The sequence below is a fragment of the Pseudoxanthomonas sp. Root630 genome (assembly GCF_001427585.1).
Lineage (GTDB): Bacteria > Pseudomonadota > Gammaproteobacteria > Xanthomonadales > Xanthomonadaceae > Pseudoxanthomonas_A.
Genome location: NZ_LMGY01000015.1, coordinates 80,624 through 94,942, shown reverse-complemented (window position 1 = coordinate 94,942; position 14,319 = coordinate 80,624). Strand labels below are relative to the sequence as shown.

Genomic DNA, 14,319 nt, shown 5'->3' with positions numbered 1-14,319 from the left:
CCGCGAAGACGACGGCTCAATCGCAGACCGCACCCTCACCTTCCGGACGGCATTGCACGGGAAAGCCATGCGCGCGCCAGTAGGCGAGGATGCCGTTGTCGCGCAGGAAGCGCTGGAACGCCGGGTCGCGCCGCAGATAGGCCAGGTCCTTCGTCCATAGCAGCAAGTCCCACGTGGAATAGCCGCGTTGGCGCACTTCATTGAGTTCCTCGATCAGGGGGGCCGCGTTGTCGGCGGCACCGGGCACCAGCACGCGAGAGAAGTTCGCCATGCCGGTCGCCTTCTCGTACGCCTCGAACTCGGCGACGGCGTGCGGCCAGCGGGAAGGATCGATCAGCGCCTCCGAGGCGGCGACGTATCCGGGCGCGAGCCGTTTCGCATACGCGTCGGGGTGGTTCGGTCCGCCGATCTCCGCTTCCGCGATCCGTAACGCGCCGGCGTAGTCCTTGCGCCACACCGCGTTGAACCACCGCGCGTAGGCGGCATAGGCGGGAAGAGGCTGCAGCAGGCGGTGGGCTTCATCGTGCCGCCCCAGGGTATCCAGCACGCGCGCCATCATGAAGCCGCCGTTGCGGCCCAGCGGATCGCGCGCCTGCAGTTCGCGCGCACGTGCTTCGGCGCGGTCGAGATAGCCCAACCTCGCCAGCGAGAGGGTCAGGCCGAAGCCCATCTCGGCGTTACTGGGATTCACGTGCAATGCCCGCTCCTGCAGGGACAGACAGCGCGCCCAGTCGTCCGCGATGCAGGCGTTGGCGGCGAGCACGAAATACGGCTCGGCGAGCGTCGGATCCAGGCGTTGCGCCAGCGTGGCCTCGCGAACGGCTTCCTCGCGCAGGGTGGTGGCCAGCGTTGGCCTTCGTTGGGCGCGTATCTCGAGCGACAGTGCCAGGCCGGCATGGGCACGGGCATCGTCGGGACGTTCGCGCAGCAGCGCGCGGAACTCGCGTTCGGCGCGCTCGGTGGAGGCTTCGGGCGGCAGGTCCCGCAAACTGACCAGCGCGCGCGCGATATGGTAGCGGCGCAGGAATTCGGCATCGCCGCTGCGCGAGGGTGCCTCCGTCAGTCCCAGGCGCAGTGCCAGCGAGCCCGCGACGGTTTCGGCGATGTCCCGTTGCAGCAGCAATACTTCGGACGCGTCCCGATCGAAATCCTTCGTCCACAGCGTGCCGCCGCCGTGCGCATCGACCAGGCGCAACCGCACACGCAAAGACTGGCCGGCCTGCTGCAGATTGCCTTCCAGGGCATGGGTGATCCCGAGTCGCTGCACCAGCGTGGCCGGGTCGGCCGACGCATCGGTGGCCAGCCGGGTGGAATCGCGCGCGATCACCCGCAGGCCTTCCACCTGCGCCAGGCTGCAGATCAGTTCCTCGCCCAGCCCATCGGCGATGATCCGCACGCTCTCGCCGTCGCCGATGGGCTTCAACGGCATCACCACCAGCGTCGGCGGCGCGACCGCGGCCGCGACGGGTGGCACGGGGCGCGTCGTGATCGTCCGGCTGGAAGACCACCACCATGCGAACACGGCGCTGGTCGCCACCAGCAATGCGACGTACCAGAGGGCTGCGGGCACGGTGCGGCGCCGTGTCCTCGGCGTGAGTTCCGGTACGTCATCGCCCGTCGTGGATTCGCTGGCGACCGGAAGATCGAAGCGATAGCCCACGGCATGCAAGGTGTGCAGCACGCGCGGATGGTGGGCGTCTTCGCCCAGCGCATGCCGCAGCAGGGTGACGATCCGGTTCAGCACACCCGGGGTGACGTGGCGGTGGCCCCAGACGGCATCCAGGATCTCATCGCGGGTGAAGACGCGACCGGGCTCGGCGGCCAGCAGGGCCAGTACGGCGAACGCCTTCGGCTCCAGCGCCTGTTCTTCGCCCGCGCGCCACAGCCGCCGACCGGTGAAGTCGATGGTGGTGTCGCCGAAGCGCAGTTCATGGGCAGGCGAGGACATGGCGGCGCGGCATCCCCGGGATCGGTCTTCCTTCAACGGAGCGCGCGGGGAGGGTCGGCCTAAGCATTCCCCAAGCTTTCGGGCGGTTTTTCCGCGCCCGCCTCAGCGTTTCCTCAAGACCGGTCGTCCCGTGGGGCGGACGCTGGTCGCCGACGCCCGATCCCCGGGCCGAGGAGAACGCCATGAAGCTTCACGCCGCCATCGTCGTCCTGGCCGTCCTGTCCACGGCCGCGCCGGCCATCGCCGGGCCCGTCGGCCCTGATGACGCCGCCGCGCCGCGCATCGTGATCGACTGCGCCCATCCACGCTTGCCGCCGCAGCACGAGGTGGGCGCGCTGCTGGGCCAACACAACATCGGCCAGGTCTATGCCAGCCGCGCGGCGTTGATGGCCGAGGCCCGCCGCGCCTGCCGCCGCCACGACGCGCGCCCGCACCGCGTGGTGTTCGAACGCGCGCTGCCCCGTTCGTCGGAAGCGCGCCGCGTGGCCGACAACCGGCGCAGCGATTGAGCTGCGCCGCCGTGCACGCCGGCTCGGATAGCCATCCTCCGGCGCGGATCGATCGCCGCCCTGCGAGGCGGCCCTCCACCACCATGAAAGGAGTCCACCATGAACCTGATGTCCACCGCGGCCCGGCGAAGCTTCGCTCGTCGCCACCGTCTCGTCCTGTTGCTTGCGGTCCTGCTGCCCGGCCTGGCCCAGGCCGACGCCGTCACCGACTGGAACACCACGGCCTGGCAGGCCGCCACCGCCGCCGGTGCGCCGCCGATCCAGACGCGCGTCAACGCGATCACCCATCTGGCGATCCACGATGCGCTGAATTCGATCGAGCCGCGCTACGAGCCGTATGCGGGCACGCATCCCGCCGTGCGCGGCGCTTCTCCCGAAGCGGCGGTCGCTACCGCCGCCTACATGACGCTGTCGATCACCGTGCCTTCGCAAGCGGCCGCGCTGGAGACCACGTACGACACCTATCTCGCCGGGCTCTCGTGTCCCGCGGCGTATCCGAGCTGCGTGAGCGACGGCATCGCGGTCGGTGCCGCGGCAGCCGAGGCGATCCTTGCGCTGCGGGCCAACGACGGTGCCGCCACGCCGCACGCGCCGTACGCGGCCCCGCTGTTGCCGGGCGTGTACCAGCCAACGCCGCCCAATTTCGCGGCCCCGCTATTCGGCAACTGGGGCAAGGTGAAGCCGTTCGCGCTGGGTCGCGTCACCCAGTTCGGCGCCGGACCGTCGCCGCTGATGAACCTGCGCAGCGGCACCTACCGGCGCGACTACCAGGAAGTGATGGCGGTCGGCAGCGCGGCAGTGCGCGGCGCGCCGCAGAATGTCGATTCGTACGAAAGCCGCGCGGCGCGCTACTGGGCCGGCGGTGGCGCCAATGCCAATGCCATCGCGCAGCAGGTCGTCGCGGGACGCGGCCTGGACCTCTGGCAGCACGCGCGCCTGTTCGCCCTGATGAACATGGCGCAGGCCGATGCCTCCTTCGGTCTGTTCGAAGGCAAGTACCGCTACCTCTTCTGGCGGCCTGTCACCGCGATCCAGGCGGCCGGCAACGCGCAGTGGTTGCCGTACCTGGTCACGCCCCCGTACCCGGACTATGCCAGTGGCCTGTCGGGGCTGACCGCCAGCGCGATGGAAGTGCTGCGCCGCCTGCTGGGCACCGACGCGTTGCCGTACACGCTGTCCGCCGCGGGGATCGAACGCCACTTCGACACGCTGTCGCAGGCCGAACATGAGGCGGCGATGTCGCGCGTGTACGCCGGCATCCACTTCCGTACCGCATGCATGGACGGCCTGAAACAGGGCAACAAGATCGGCAACTACGTGGTCCGCCACTACCTGCGGCCGAGGCGTCGCTGATGCGGACGCCCGGGGTAGAGCGCTACCCGACCGTGGCGCTCACCCTGTCGGCGGCAGCCGGAAGAACGCGCGCGCCGTCGCCGTCGTGGCGGCGGCGGTGACCTCGATGTCCTCGCCGCGGTCGCGCGCCAGTTCGGCGACGATGTGGGCCAGGTACATCGGCTCGTTGCGGCGGTGCGAAGGCTGCGGCTTCACCGTGCGCGGCAGCAGGTAGGGCGCGTCGGTTTCGATCATCAGCCGGTTCGCCGGGATGTTCTTCACCAGCTCGCGCAGGTGCAGGCCGCGGCGTTCGTCGCACAGCCAGCCGGTGATGCCGATGTGCCAGTCCTGGTCCAGGCAGTCGAACAGTTCCTTCTTCGTGCCGGTGAAGCAGTGCACCACGGCCGGGCCCAACTGGCCGTCGAAGTTCTTCATCATCGCCACGAAGTCGTCGTGCGCGTCGCGCTGGTGCAGGAACAGCGGCTTGCGGGTGTCCACCGCGATCTGCAGCTGGCGCTCGAACGCCTTGCGCTGCGCCGGCCGCGGCGAGAAATCGCGGAAGTAGTCCAGTCCGCATTCGCCCACCGCGACGACGTCGGCATGCGCATGCAGCGCGCGCATCTCGGCGTCGCATTCGTCGGTGTACTCGGTGGCGTGGTGCGGGTGCACGCCTGCCGTGGCGAACAGCTCGCCCGGATGCGCCTGCGCCAGGCGCAGCGCCGTGGGCGAATGCTCGCGGCTGGCGCCAGTGACCACCTGCTGCACCACGCCGGCTTCGCGCGCGCGCTGCAGCACCGCGTTGCGGTCGTGGTCGAAGCTCTCGTGGGTGAGGTTGGCGCCGATGTCGATGAGATCCATGGCGGTATTTTAAGCCCTGGTGCCTGCTGTTGTAGGAGCGACGTGAGTCGCGACCGGATGAGTGAATGGTCCGGGCAGCCGGATTCGCCATGTGCACGGATGTCCCGGCCGATGCTTGCCATGGGCGCACAAGCCGTGCGGTCGCGACTCACGTCGCTCCTACAGTAGGACCGCATGCGTTTATCCTTCCCACCGCATGCCGTCGCCCGCCTTCCCGATCACCCCGCTGCTGCCGGACATCGTCCGCAGCCTGTCCGACCATCCGCGCCTGGTGCTGGAAGCCCCGCCCGGTGCGGGCAAGACCACGCAGGTGCCGCTGGCGCTGCTGGACGAGCCGTGGCTGCAGGGCCGCAAGATCGTGGTGCTGGAACCGCGCCGCGTGGCGGCGCGCGCGGCGGCCGGGTTCATGGCGAAGCAGCGGGGCGAAGCCGTCGGCGACACGGTCGGCTATCGCATCCGGTTCGAGAACAGGATCGGGCCGGACACGCGGATCGAGGTGGTCACCGAAGGCATCCTGACCCGGATGATCCAGGACGATCCGATGCTGGAGAGCGTCGGCGCGATCCTGTTCGACGAATTCCACGAACGCCACCTGGCAGGCGACCTCGGCCTGGCGCTGGCGCTGGACGTGCAGGCGCAGCTGCGCGAGGACCTGCGCATCGTCGTCATGTCCGCCACGCTCGACGGCGAGAAGCTGGCGCGGTTCCTCGACGCGCCGCGGCTGAGCAGCGAGGGCCGGGGCTTCCCGGTCCAGGTCGCGCACTTCCCCGCGCGCCGCGACGAGGCCACCGACGTGCAGGCGCGCCGCGCCATCGAACAGGCCGTGCAGGCGCATCCCGGCGACGTGCTGGTATTCCTGCCGGGCCAGCGCGAGATCGCGCGCGTGGCGACGATGCTGGCGGACGTCCTGCCGCAGGACATCCTCGTCCTCGCCCTGCATGGCGAACTGCCGGTGGAGAAGCAGGCCGAAGCGCTGCAGCCGGATCCGCAGGGCCGTCGGCGCGTGGTGCTGGCGACCAACGTGGCCGAATCGTCGGTGACGCTGCCCGGCGTGCGCGTGGTGGTAGACAGCGGACAGGCGCGCGAGCCTTCGTACGACCCGAACAGTGGCTTTTCGCGCCTGGAAGTGACGACCATCTCGCAGGCCTCCGCCGACCAGCGCGCCGGTCGCGCGGGTCGCGTGGCCGACGGATGGGCCTACCGCCTCTGGCCGCAATCGCAGCGGCTCGATCCGCAGCGGCGACCGGAGATCGCACTGGTCGAACTCGGCGCGCTGGCGCTGGAACTGGCGGCGTGGGGCAGCGACGAGCTGCGTTTCGTCGATGCGCCGCCGCCCGGCGCGATGAATGCGGCGCGCGATCTGCTGCGCCGCCTCGGCGCACTGACGGCGACGAACGCCATCACGCCGCTGGGCAAGCGCATGCTCGCGCTCGGCACGCATCCCCGGCTCGCGGCGATGCTGCTGTCGGCAGGCGAGGGCGAGGACCGCGCGCTCGCCTGCGACCTCGCCGCGCTGGTCGAAGCGCGCGATCCGCTGCGGATGGGCGGCGACGCGTTGGCCGCGCGCTGGCGTGCGCTGGCGGCGTTCCGTAGCGGCCGCGCGCCGCAGGAGGCGAACCGCTCGGGCCTCGCCGCGATCGAGGCCGCTGCGAAGCAGTGGCGCCGCCGGGTCCGCGAGGCCGCCGCGCCGCCGTCCTCGGTGGAGGCCCATCGCTTGGGCGACGTGCTGATGCACGCGTTCCCGGATCGCATCGGTTTCCAGCATCCGCAGGACGCGCGCCGCTACCTGCTGGCGAACGGGCGCAGCGCCCGGCTGTTCGACGACAGCGCACTGGTCGGCGAGCCGTGGATCGTGGTCAGCGAGCTTCGCCATGAAGCGCGCGACGCGCTCGTGCAGCGGGCCGCCCCGCTGGACGAACGGCGCCTGCGCCGCGACTTCGCCGATCGCTTCGTCACCGAGGACACCGTGCGCTGGGATGCGTCGCGGCGCGCGCTGTCGGCGCAACGCGAATCGCGCTTCGACCAGATCGTGTTCGACGCGCGGCCGGCCGGCCGCGTGGATCCCGCGCTCGCCGCCGCCGCGCTGACCGACGCCGTGCGCGACCTCGGTCTGGACGCGTTGCCGTGGCCCGAATCGCTGCAGCAATGGCGCGAGCGCGTGCGCTGCCTGCACGAGTGGATGCCCGACCTTGGCCTGCCCGACCTGTCCGACGACGCGCTGATGGCGACGCTCGACACCTGGTTGAAGCCCGCGTTCGCCGGCAAGACGCGGCTGGATGCGCTCGGCGAGGACGATCTGGCGAACGCGCTGAAGTCCGGCCTTGACTGGTCGCTGCGCCAGCGCATCGACGCGCTGGCGCCCACGCGGATCACCGTGCCGTCGGGCATGGAGCGCCGCATCGAGTACGCGCACGGCCAACCGCCGGTGCTGGCGGTGAAGCTGCAGGAACTGTTCGGCCTGGCCGACACGCCGCGTGTGGCCGACGGCCGCGTGCCCGTCCTGCTGCATCTGCTCTCACCGGGCGGCAAACCGCTGCAGGTGACCTCCGACCTGCGCAACTTCTGGAACTCGACCTATGCCGAGGTGAAGAAGGAGATGAAGGGGCGGTACCCGAAGCATCCGTGGCCGGATGATCCCTGGAGCGCCCAGGCCACCCATCGGGCGAAGCCGCGCGGTACGTAGCGCGTCGTTATCGCCTGCCGCGGCGGCGGCGCACCCATTACATTGACGGTGGGTTCCACTCGGCGCGGCCCGACGACCCGTGGAGCGCCCAGGCGACCCATCGGGCGAAGCCGCGCGGCACCTGACGAAGTCGTTCAGCCCGCGGCCAGCGCCGCGTGGGCGAACTAACATCCCGTAAACATCCTCGCCCGGACACTGGCGATCTACCCACCTCTTTCAGGGAAGGCCCCATGAGCAAGCTGACCACCATTACCGACCGTGCGTTGGAACTCGCCAGCCAGGCCGGTAGCAGCCTCAAGCATGCAGTCCCGAGTGCGGACAAGCTGCTGCAGACCGGCGCCGCGCTCGGCGTCGCGAAGACCGGCGGCAAGCTCGCGGTGAACTTCGTCAAACGCAACCCGGCGGTCGCGGTCGCGGCCGGCATCGGCGTGGGCCTGCTGGCCCTGGTCGCCTATCGCAAGCGCAAGCGCGATCAGGCCAGCGCGCCGATCGAAGGCAAGTCGCGCCGCGTGGAAGCGCGCAAGGTCAACGGCAACGGATCGTCAGCTCGCAAGACCGGCACGCCGCGCCGTCCGCGCAGCACTGCGTCGCGTTCCGCCGATACCTGATCGTTACAGCACCCGCCACGTGCCGGGCGCGAGACCATCGAGCCGTACATCGCCCATCGCCGCGCGCACCAGCCGCAGCGTGGGCAGGCCGACCGCGGCGGTCATGCGGCGCACCTGGCGGTTGCGGCCTTCGGTGATCGTCAGCGCGAGCCACGCATCCGGCACCATCTTGCGGAAGCGCACCGGCGGATCGCGCTCCCATAGCGGGGGGGCGGGGTCCAAGCGTTCGACCTTCGCGGGCAGCGTCGGTCCATCGTTCAACACCACGCCCAGGCGCAGCTGCTCGAGCTGCGCGTCCGTCGGGGTGCCTTCCACCTGCACCCAGTAGGTCTTGGGCTGCTTGTGGCGCGGATCGGTCAGGCGGTTCGCCAGCGCGCCATCGTCGGTGAGCAGCAACAGGCCTTCGCTGTCGTAGTCGAGACGGCCCGCGGCGTATACGCGCGGCGGCAAGCCGAACGCCGCCAACGTCCGCCGCGGCGGATCGCTGCGGTCGGTGAACTGGCAGAGCACGTTGAACGGTTTGTTGAAGGCGACGAGCATCGGCGAAGACGACAACGCCGCCGCGACCATGCAGGCCGCGACGGCGCGCGTTCCAGCTTACTTGGCGGCCGGCTTGATGAAGCGCAGCGTCATCCGGTCGCTCTCGCCGATGGCCTGGTACTTGGCGCGGTCCGCTTCCGGATGGTCGTTGGTGGGCGGCAGCGTCCACACGCCGTTCGGATGGTCCTTGGTGTCCTTCGGATTGGCGTTGACCTCGCTCTTGCCCGCCAGCTGGAAACCGGCGGCGGTGGCCAGCGCGATCACCTGCGCTTCGCCGACATAGCCGGTGCCATCGTCGGCCGGCACGTCGGCTGTCGCGCGATGCTCCACCACGCCGAGCACGCCGCCGGGCTTCAGCACCTCGTAGAAGCCCTTGAACATGCCTTCGGCCTGGCCGGCCTTGCGCCAGTTGTGCACGTTGCGGAACGTCAGCACCACGTCGGCCGAACCCGCGGCACCGAACACCGGCGCGGCCGGGTCGTACTTCACGGTCGCGGCCTTGTCGAACTGCGCCGGGCCGTCGGTGAACTTCTTCGCCAGATTGTCCACGCCACGCTGGTAGTAGTTGCGGCTCTTCTCGGCCACGGCGGCGGGATCGACGACGGCGGCCACGTACTTGCCTTTCGCCTTCAGGTAAGGCGCCAGCACTTCGGAATACCAGCCGCCGCCGGGCGTGATCTCGACGACGGTCTCCGACGGCGTGACGCCGAAGAACGACAGGGTTTCCTTCGGATGGCGATACGCATCGCGCGCGACGTTCTTCGGATCGCGCCAGTCGCCCTTCAGCGCGGCATCCAGTGCGGCGACATCGGCGGCGGGCAGCGCCTTGGCCGCAGCGTCGGTCTTCGCCGGCGCCGCGGCGAACACGGCGGGCGATGCGGCGAGTGCGGCCACGAGTGCCAGGGACAGCGAAATACGGGTCGTCATGCGTCAGCCCTCCAGAAAGGTGCGCGGAGCCTAGCACGCGCCATGTTCAGGCGGCATGGCGGTCGTCGCAGCACGGGCACGCTTCACCGCATGCCTCGGTGGCATCGTTAGACTGACGCCCATCCGCACTTTCGGAGCCATCGCCATGACGCGCCACGACGCCACCCAGAACACCCGCATCGTGCTGGCATCGCGGCCGCGCGGCGAGCCGACCGCCGATGACTTCCGCTTGGAGCACGTGCCGCTACCCGAACCCGCGGACGGCCAGGTGCTGCTGCGCAATCGCTATCTGTCGCTGGATCCGTACATGCGCGGCCGCATGAATGCCGGACGTTCGTATGCGAAGCCGGTGGAGATCGGCGAGGTGATGGACGGCGGCACGGTGTCGGAAGTGATCGCCTCGCGCCACCCGGACCTGCAGCCCGGTGATCTCGTGCTCGCGCACGGCGGGTGGCAGACCCATGCCGTCGCGCAGGGCGGCATGCTGAAGCGCAAGCTGGATGCGCGTGCCGCGCCGCTGACCACCGCGCTGGGCGTGTACGGCATGCCGGGCTTCACCGCGTACGTCGGCCTGCACGAGATCGGCAAACCGCAACCCGGCGAAACCGTCGTGGTGGCCGCGGCCAGCGGTCCGGTCGGGGCGACGGTCGGGCAGATCGCGAAGCTGCAGGGCGCGCGCGCCGTCGGCATCGCGGGTGGCGAAGCCAAGCGTGCCTACCTGCGCGACGAACTCGGCTTCGACGTCGCGCTGGATCATCGCGCGCCGGATTTCGCCGAGCAGCTGCGCGCCGCCTGTCCCGACGGCATCGATGTCTACTTCGAGAACGTCGGCGGCGCGGTCTTCGACGCGGTGCTGCCGCTGCTCAACGATTTCGCGCGCATCCCGGTCTGCGGCCTGGTCGCGCACTACAACGACACCGCTTTGCCGCCCGGGCCCGATCGCATGGCGCTGCTGATGGGCCAGATCCTGTCCCGGCACCTGACCGTGCGCGGCTTCATCCAGTACGACTTCATCGCGCTGTACCCGCAGTTCCTGCGCGACATGGGCGCCTGGCTCGCCGACGGGAAGATCCGCTACCGCGAGGACCTGGTGGAAGGTCTGGAGAATGCACCGCGCGCGCTGATCGGCCTGCTGCGCGGGGAGAACTTCGGCAAGGTGGTGGTGGCGCTGTAAAGCGCCGTCATCCCCGTCTTCGCAGGAATGACGAGAAATTCCCTACGCGCTCGCAGGCACCGGCAGGCTGACGTTCATCAGCGCACGATGCCATGCTCGGCTTCGTAGGCCTGCATCTTCGCGATGGCGCCCAGCAGATACGCGTACCACGCCTTCTCGATCTCCTCGATCGGCCCGATCAGGCGTTCGAAGTCGGGTGTAGCGGCACCCAGGGCAAGCAACTGCTTGTAGGCGTCGGCGTATGTCCCGTCCTCGTGATGGAACAGGAAGTGCGAGAGGCTCCAGTAGTGCAGGTAGTACAGATTGACGTGCTGGTCGATGCCGGGGCCGCGGCCCTCCACCAGCTCCCGCAACGGGATGAAACGCACGGCTGCGACGTCGGCGTCGAGGCTCCCTGTGAGCTTCATCCGCGACAGCCACCAGATGGGGTAGGTATCGGGATCGCTGCGGCCCGGTGTCAGGACGCCTTCTTCCAGCCAACTCGCACCGAGGTAGCCGGCGATGCCTTCGTTGGCCCACGCGGGCAACCGCCAGCCGGCGACTTCGGTGTTCAGTTGGTGCACGGCCTCGTGCAGCATCCAGTGGTACGGATTCGCGTTTCCGCTCCCGTAGTACGCATAGCAGGCGGGCCGCAGGTAATAGGCTTCGGCCCATGGCCGGCTGCGGTTGTTGCGCGCAAACTCGTCCGCGTCGCGATAGAGCACCAGGATCAGTGGCGTGGTGGACGGCGCCACGTGGCCAGCGAACAGCGACAGGTAGGCGGCATGCAGGCTTTCCGCGGCGGCGGCGATCTCCCGGGTCTGTGCGGGCGTCGCCGTGCTGTGCACGCGGTAGTGAGCGGTCTGCAGGAGGCTCGCGTCTTCCGGGATCGATGCCCTGGGTGCGGAATTGCGCTTCGTGGGTGCAGCCTTCCATGCCACGACGCCGGCGACCGAAGCCACCAGCGCCAGTGACGTCGCGACGAGCACGGTGCGGCGCTTCATGCGGAGGAGGGCACCGGCAGGCTGACGTTCATCAGCGTGGGGTCGTCCGGGTCCAGCTTCACGGTGAAGCCCAGGCTTTCGCACATCGCGAGCATGGTGCGGTTCTCGCGCAGCACCTGGCCTTCGATCAGCTTCAGGCCCTGCCATTGCGCGTACTCGATCATGATCTGCATCAGCTTCCAGCCGATGCCGTGGCCCTTGAGGTCCGAGCGCACCAGGATGCCGTACTCGCCCTTTTCGTAGTTCGCGTCGGCATGCAGGCGCACCGCGCCGAGCATTTCGTGGGTTTCCGGATGGACCGCCACCAGCGCGATCGAGCGCGCATAGTCGAGCTGGGTCAGGCGCGCGATGAACTCGTGGCTGAAATGGCGCACCGACTGGAAGAAGCGCAGGCGCAGGTCTTCATCTGTCACGTGGGTGAAGAATTCCCGGAACATCGCGTCGTCTTCCGGCCGCACCGGGCGGATCAGCGCGGGCTGGCCATCGGCCAGTTCGATGGTCCGCTCCCATTCCGTCGGATACGGGAAGATCGCGAAGCGCGGATGGCCGCGGCCCTTGTGCAGTGCGCGACCGCGCGCGACGGCGATGCGCGCGTCCACCGCGACCACGCCATCGCGGTCGGCCAGCAGCGGGTTGATGTCGAGCTGCTGGATTTCCGGGATGTCGGCCGCGAGCTGCGCCAGCTTCACCAGCACCAGCGCGACCGCGCGTTCGTCGGCCGCGGGCACGTCGCGGTATGCCTTCAGCACGCGCGATACGCGGGTGCGCGCGATCAGTTCGTGCGCCAGGCGCAGGTCCAGCGGTGGCAGGGCGACGGCCTGGTCGTTGATGACTTCCACGGCGGTACCGCCACGGCCGAACGCGATCACCGGGCCGAACACGGGATCGTCGGCGATGCCGGCGATCAGTTCGCGCGCCTTCGGACGCAGCACCGTCGGTTGCACCAGCACACCTTCGATGCGCGCCTCGGGACGGCGTTCGCGCGCGCGCTGCAGGATGCCGGCGGCGGCTTCGCGCACGGCGTGTGCGTTCGGCAGGTTGAGGCGCACGCCATCCACGTCCGACTTGTGCGGGATGTCGGGCGACAGGATCTTCACCGCCACGGTCCTGCCCTCGGCGAGCAGCGGCGCCGCAATGCGCGCGGCATCCTCGGCGTCGGTCGCGCGCCACAGCGGCGCCATCGGAATGCCGTAGGCGGCGAGCAACTGCGTGGTGGCCAGCGGATCAAGCCAGGTCTGGCCGGCGTCCAACGCGGTATCGACCAGTGCGCGGGCCATCGCCACGTCGGGGCTGAAGTCTTCCGGCAGGCTCGGCGGCGTTTCCATCAACGCGGCCTGCACCTCGCGATGGCGGACCAGGTGCATGAAGCCGGCAACGGCGTCGGACTCGTTGGGATAGCGCGGCACGTGCGCGGCATCGAGCACGGCTTCGGCCTGCGGATCGTTGCCCAGCCACACGGTGAACACCGGCTTGCGCGAGGCGGCGGCGGCGCCACTGCCCAGCACGCCGACCACGGCATCGGCCGCCTCCGCGGAGGACGACAACACGGTGGGCACGTTGACCGCCAGCAGCGCATCGTTCCCGGGGTCCGCCAGCAGCGCTTCGATCGTCGCGGCGTAGCGTTCGGCGTCGATGTCGGTCAGCAGGTCCACCGGATTCGTGCGCGACCAGCCGACCGGCAGGATGCGATCCAGCGCATCGCGCGTGGCATCGGACAGCGTGGCCAGCGTGCCGCCCTGTTCGTACAGGTGATCGACCGACAGCGCACCCACGCCACCGCCGTTGGTGAGGATGGCGAGCCGCCGGCCCTGGAACGGGCGGACCTGCCCCAGCGTGCGTGCGGCGGCGAACAGCTCGTGCAGCGAACGCACGCGCAGCAGGCCGGCGCGTCGGAACGCCGCGCCGTAGACGGCATTCGGCTTGGCGAGGTTCTGCGTATGCGTGCTGCCGGCCGGCGTGACCTTGACGTTGCCGCTGTGGCCGGACTTCACCACGACCACGGGCTTGGTGCGCGCGGCCGCGCGTGCGGCGGACATGAATTTGCGCGCATCGCGGATCGCTTCCACGTACAGCAGGATCGCGCGCGTGCGGTGGTCGGTGGCGAAGTAGTCCAGCAGGTCGGCGAAGTCGACATCCAGCGCATCGCCCAGCGACACCACGGCGGAGAAACCGACCGGCTGGCTCATGCTCCATTCCACCAGGCCGCCGGAGATGGCGCCCGACTGCGAGATCAGCGCCAGATCGCCGGCCTTCGGGAAGCGGCTGGCCAGGCTGGCGTTGAGGCGCGCATGCGGCGCGATCACGCCCAGGCAGTTCGGGCCGAGCACGCGCAGGCCTTTCTCGCGCGTCAGCGCTTCCAGCTGCGCCGCCGGTGAACCGGGGCCACTGCCCATCGCGGCGGTGAGCACGACGACGGCGGCTGCGCCTTTCTCCGCGGCTTCGGCGGCCAGCTGCGGCACGGTCGCCGCGGGCGTGGCGATCACGACCAGGTCGGGTGTCCACGGCAGGTCGCGCAGATGGCGCACCGTCGCCACGCCGTCCATCGGCGACGGATGCTTGTTGACCAGGCCGATGGGACCGGCGAAGCCGGCATCGCGCAGGTTCTCCACCACCGCGCGGCCCACCGAGCGCGGACGCGACTGGCTGCCGACCACGGCGACGGCGCGCGGACGGAAGATCGAGTCGAGGCGGTAGGTGCTCATGGCGGGAGGGCGGTTTCCATGTGGCGGCTAGGGTAGCGCGCTGCCTGTTGCAGGG

General features: G+C 69.9%; 11 protein-coding genes. 5 read left to right on the top strand and 6 right to left on the bottom strand.

The genetic code is table 11. The annotated features are described in order from the left end of the window. Positions 1-16 precede the first annotated feature (16 nt). The gene (locus tag ASD72_RS10650; protein ID WP_056879931.1) at positions 17-1,948 is read right to left on the bottom strand and encodes a winged helix-turn-helix domain-containing protein; all 1,932 of its coding nucleotides are present in this window, start codon (positions 1,946-1,948) and stop codon (positions 17-19) included. A gap of 182 nt (positions 1,949-2,130) precedes the next feature. Between ASD72_RS10650 and ASD72_RS10645 the strand changes: the two genes are divergently transcribed. Together ASD72_RS10645 and ASD72_RS10640 are read left to right on the top strand one after the other, a co-directional pair. After that, on the top strand, positions 2,131-2,457 hold the full coding sequence (locus ASD72_RS10645) for a hypothetical protein (protein ID WP_056879930.1): 327 nt from the start codon (positions 2,131-2,133) through the stop codon (positions 2,455-2,457). A gap of 99 nt (positions 2,458-2,556) precedes the next feature. Next, complete coding sequence (locus ASD72_RS10640) at positions 2,557-3,810, top strand: vanadium-dependent haloperoxidase (RefSeq protein ID WP_056879929.1); 1,254 nt, start codon at positions 2,557-2,559, stop codon at positions 3,808-3,810. 39 nt (positions 3,811-3,849) lie between these two features. Here the strand turns inward: ASD72_RS10640 and ASD72_RS10635 are convergent, their stop codons facing one another. Beyond that, the gene (locus tag ASD72_RS10635; RefSeq protein ID WP_056879928.1) at positions 3,850-4,647 is read right to left on the bottom strand and encodes a TatD family hydrolase; all 798 of its coding nucleotides are present in this window, start codon (positions 4,645-4,647) and stop codon (positions 3,850-3,852) included. Positions 4,648-4,843: 196 nt separating this feature from the next. Between ASD72_RS10635 and hrpB the strand changes: the two genes are divergently transcribed. Both hrpB and ASD72_RS10625 read left to right on the top strand, forming a co-directional pair. Next, a complete protein-coding gene (gene hrpB, locus ASD72_RS10630; RefSeq protein WP_056879927.1) occupies positions 4,844-7,330 on the top strand; it encodes an ATP-dependent helicase HrpB in 2,487 nt (828 codons plus the stop codon). Positions 7,331-7,560: 230 nt separating this feature from the next. Further along, positions 7,561-7,938, top strand: a complete 378-nt coding sequence (locus ASD72_RS10625) for a hypothetical protein (protein ID WP_056879926.1) — start codon at positions 7,561-7,563, stop codon at positions 7,936-7,938. 3 nt (positions 7,939-7,941) lie between these two features. Here ASD72_RS10625 and ASD72_RS10620 read toward each other — a convergent pair whose 3' ends face one another. Together ASD72_RS10620 and ASD72_RS10615 are read right to left on the bottom strand one after the other, a co-directional pair. Further along, complete coding sequence (locus tag ASD72_RS10620) at positions 7,942-8,478, bottom strand: pseudouridine synthase (protein ID WP_056879925.1); 537 nt, start codon at positions 8,476-8,478, stop codon at positions 7,942-7,944. Positions 8,479-8,535: 57 nt separating this feature from the next. After that, positions 8,536-9,405 carry a class I SAM-dependent methyltransferase gene (locus ASD72_RS10615; RefSeq protein ID WP_056879924.1) on the bottom strand — a complete coding sequence of 290 codons (870 nt, stop codon included), beginning with the start codon at positions 9,403-9,405 and terminating at the stop codon, positions 8,536-8,538. Positions 9,406-9,550: 145 nt separating this feature from the next. Between ASD72_RS10615 and ASD72_RS10610 the strand changes: the two genes are divergently transcribed. Further along, positions 9,551-10,579: an NADP-dependent oxidoreductase gene (locus tag ASD72_RS10610; RefSeq protein ID WP_056879923.1), complete on the top strand. Its 1,029-nt coding sequence runs from the start codon at positions 9,551-9,553 to the stop codon at positions 10,577-10,579. Between the two features lie 77 nt (positions 10,580-10,656). On the opposite strand, the gene ASD72_RS10605 is transcribed toward ASD72_RS10610, so the two are convergent. Both ASD72_RS10605 and ASD72_RS10600 read right to left on the bottom strand, forming a co-directional pair. Beyond that, complete coding sequence (locus ASD72_RS10605) at positions 10,657-11,562, bottom strand: hypothetical protein (protein ID WP_056879922.1); 906 nt, start codon at positions 11,560-11,562, stop codon at positions 10,657-10,659. Then, on the bottom strand, positions 11,559-14,264 hold the full coding sequence (locus tag ASD72_RS10600; RefSeq protein ID WP_056879921.1) for a bifunctional acetate--CoA ligase family protein/GNAT family N-acetyltransferase: 2,706 nt from the start codon (positions 14,262-14,264) through the stop codon (positions 11,559-11,561). Before ASD72_RS10600 ends, ASD72_RS10605 begins: the two co-directional genes overlap by 4 nt. Between the last annotated feature and the right edge of the window lie 55 nt (positions 14,265-14,319).

Coding starts and splice junctions, on each gene's coding strand:
- ASD72_RS10650 (WP_056879931.1), bottom strand. CDS start 1,948: ATGTCCTCGCCTGCCCATGAACTGCGCTTCGGCGACACCACCATCGAC.
- ASD72_RS10645 (WP_056879930.1), top strand. CDS start 2,131: ATGAAGCTTCACGCCGCCATCGTCGTCCTGGCCGTCCTGTCCACGGCC.
- ASD72_RS10640 (WP_056879929.1), top strand. CDS start 2,557: ATGAACCTGATGTCCACCGCGGCCCGGCGAAGCTTCGCTCGTCGCCAC.
- ASD72_RS10635 (WP_056879928.1), bottom strand. CDS start 4,647: ATGGATCTCATCGACATCGGCGCCAACCTCACCCACGAGAGCTTCGAC.
- hrpB (WP_056879927.1), top strand. CDS start 4,844: ATGCCGTCGCCCGCCTTCCCGATCACCCCGCTGCTGCCGGACATCGTC.
- ASD72_RS10625 (WP_056879926.1), top strand. CDS start 7,561: ATGAGCAAGCTGACCACCATTACCGACCGTGCGTTGGAACTCGCCAGC.
- ASD72_RS10620 (WP_056879925.1), bottom strand. CDS start 8,478: ATGCTCGTCGCCTTCAACAAACCGTTCAACGTGCTCTGCCAGTTCACC.
- ASD72_RS10615 (WP_056879924.1), bottom strand. CDS start 9,405: ATGACGACCCGTATTTCGCTGTCCCTGGCACTCGTGGCCGCACTCGCC.
- ASD72_RS10610 (WP_056879923.1), top strand. CDS start 9,551: ATGACGCGCCACGACGCCACCCAGAACACCCGCATCGTGCTGGCATCG.
- ASD72_RS10605 (WP_056879922.1), bottom strand. CDS start 11,562: ATGAAGCGCCGCACCGTGCTCGTCGCGACGTCACTGGCGCTGGTGGCT.
- ASD72_RS10600 (WP_056879921.1), bottom strand. CDS start 14,264: ATGAGCACCTACCGCCTCGACTCGATCTTCCGTCCGCGCGCCGTCGCC.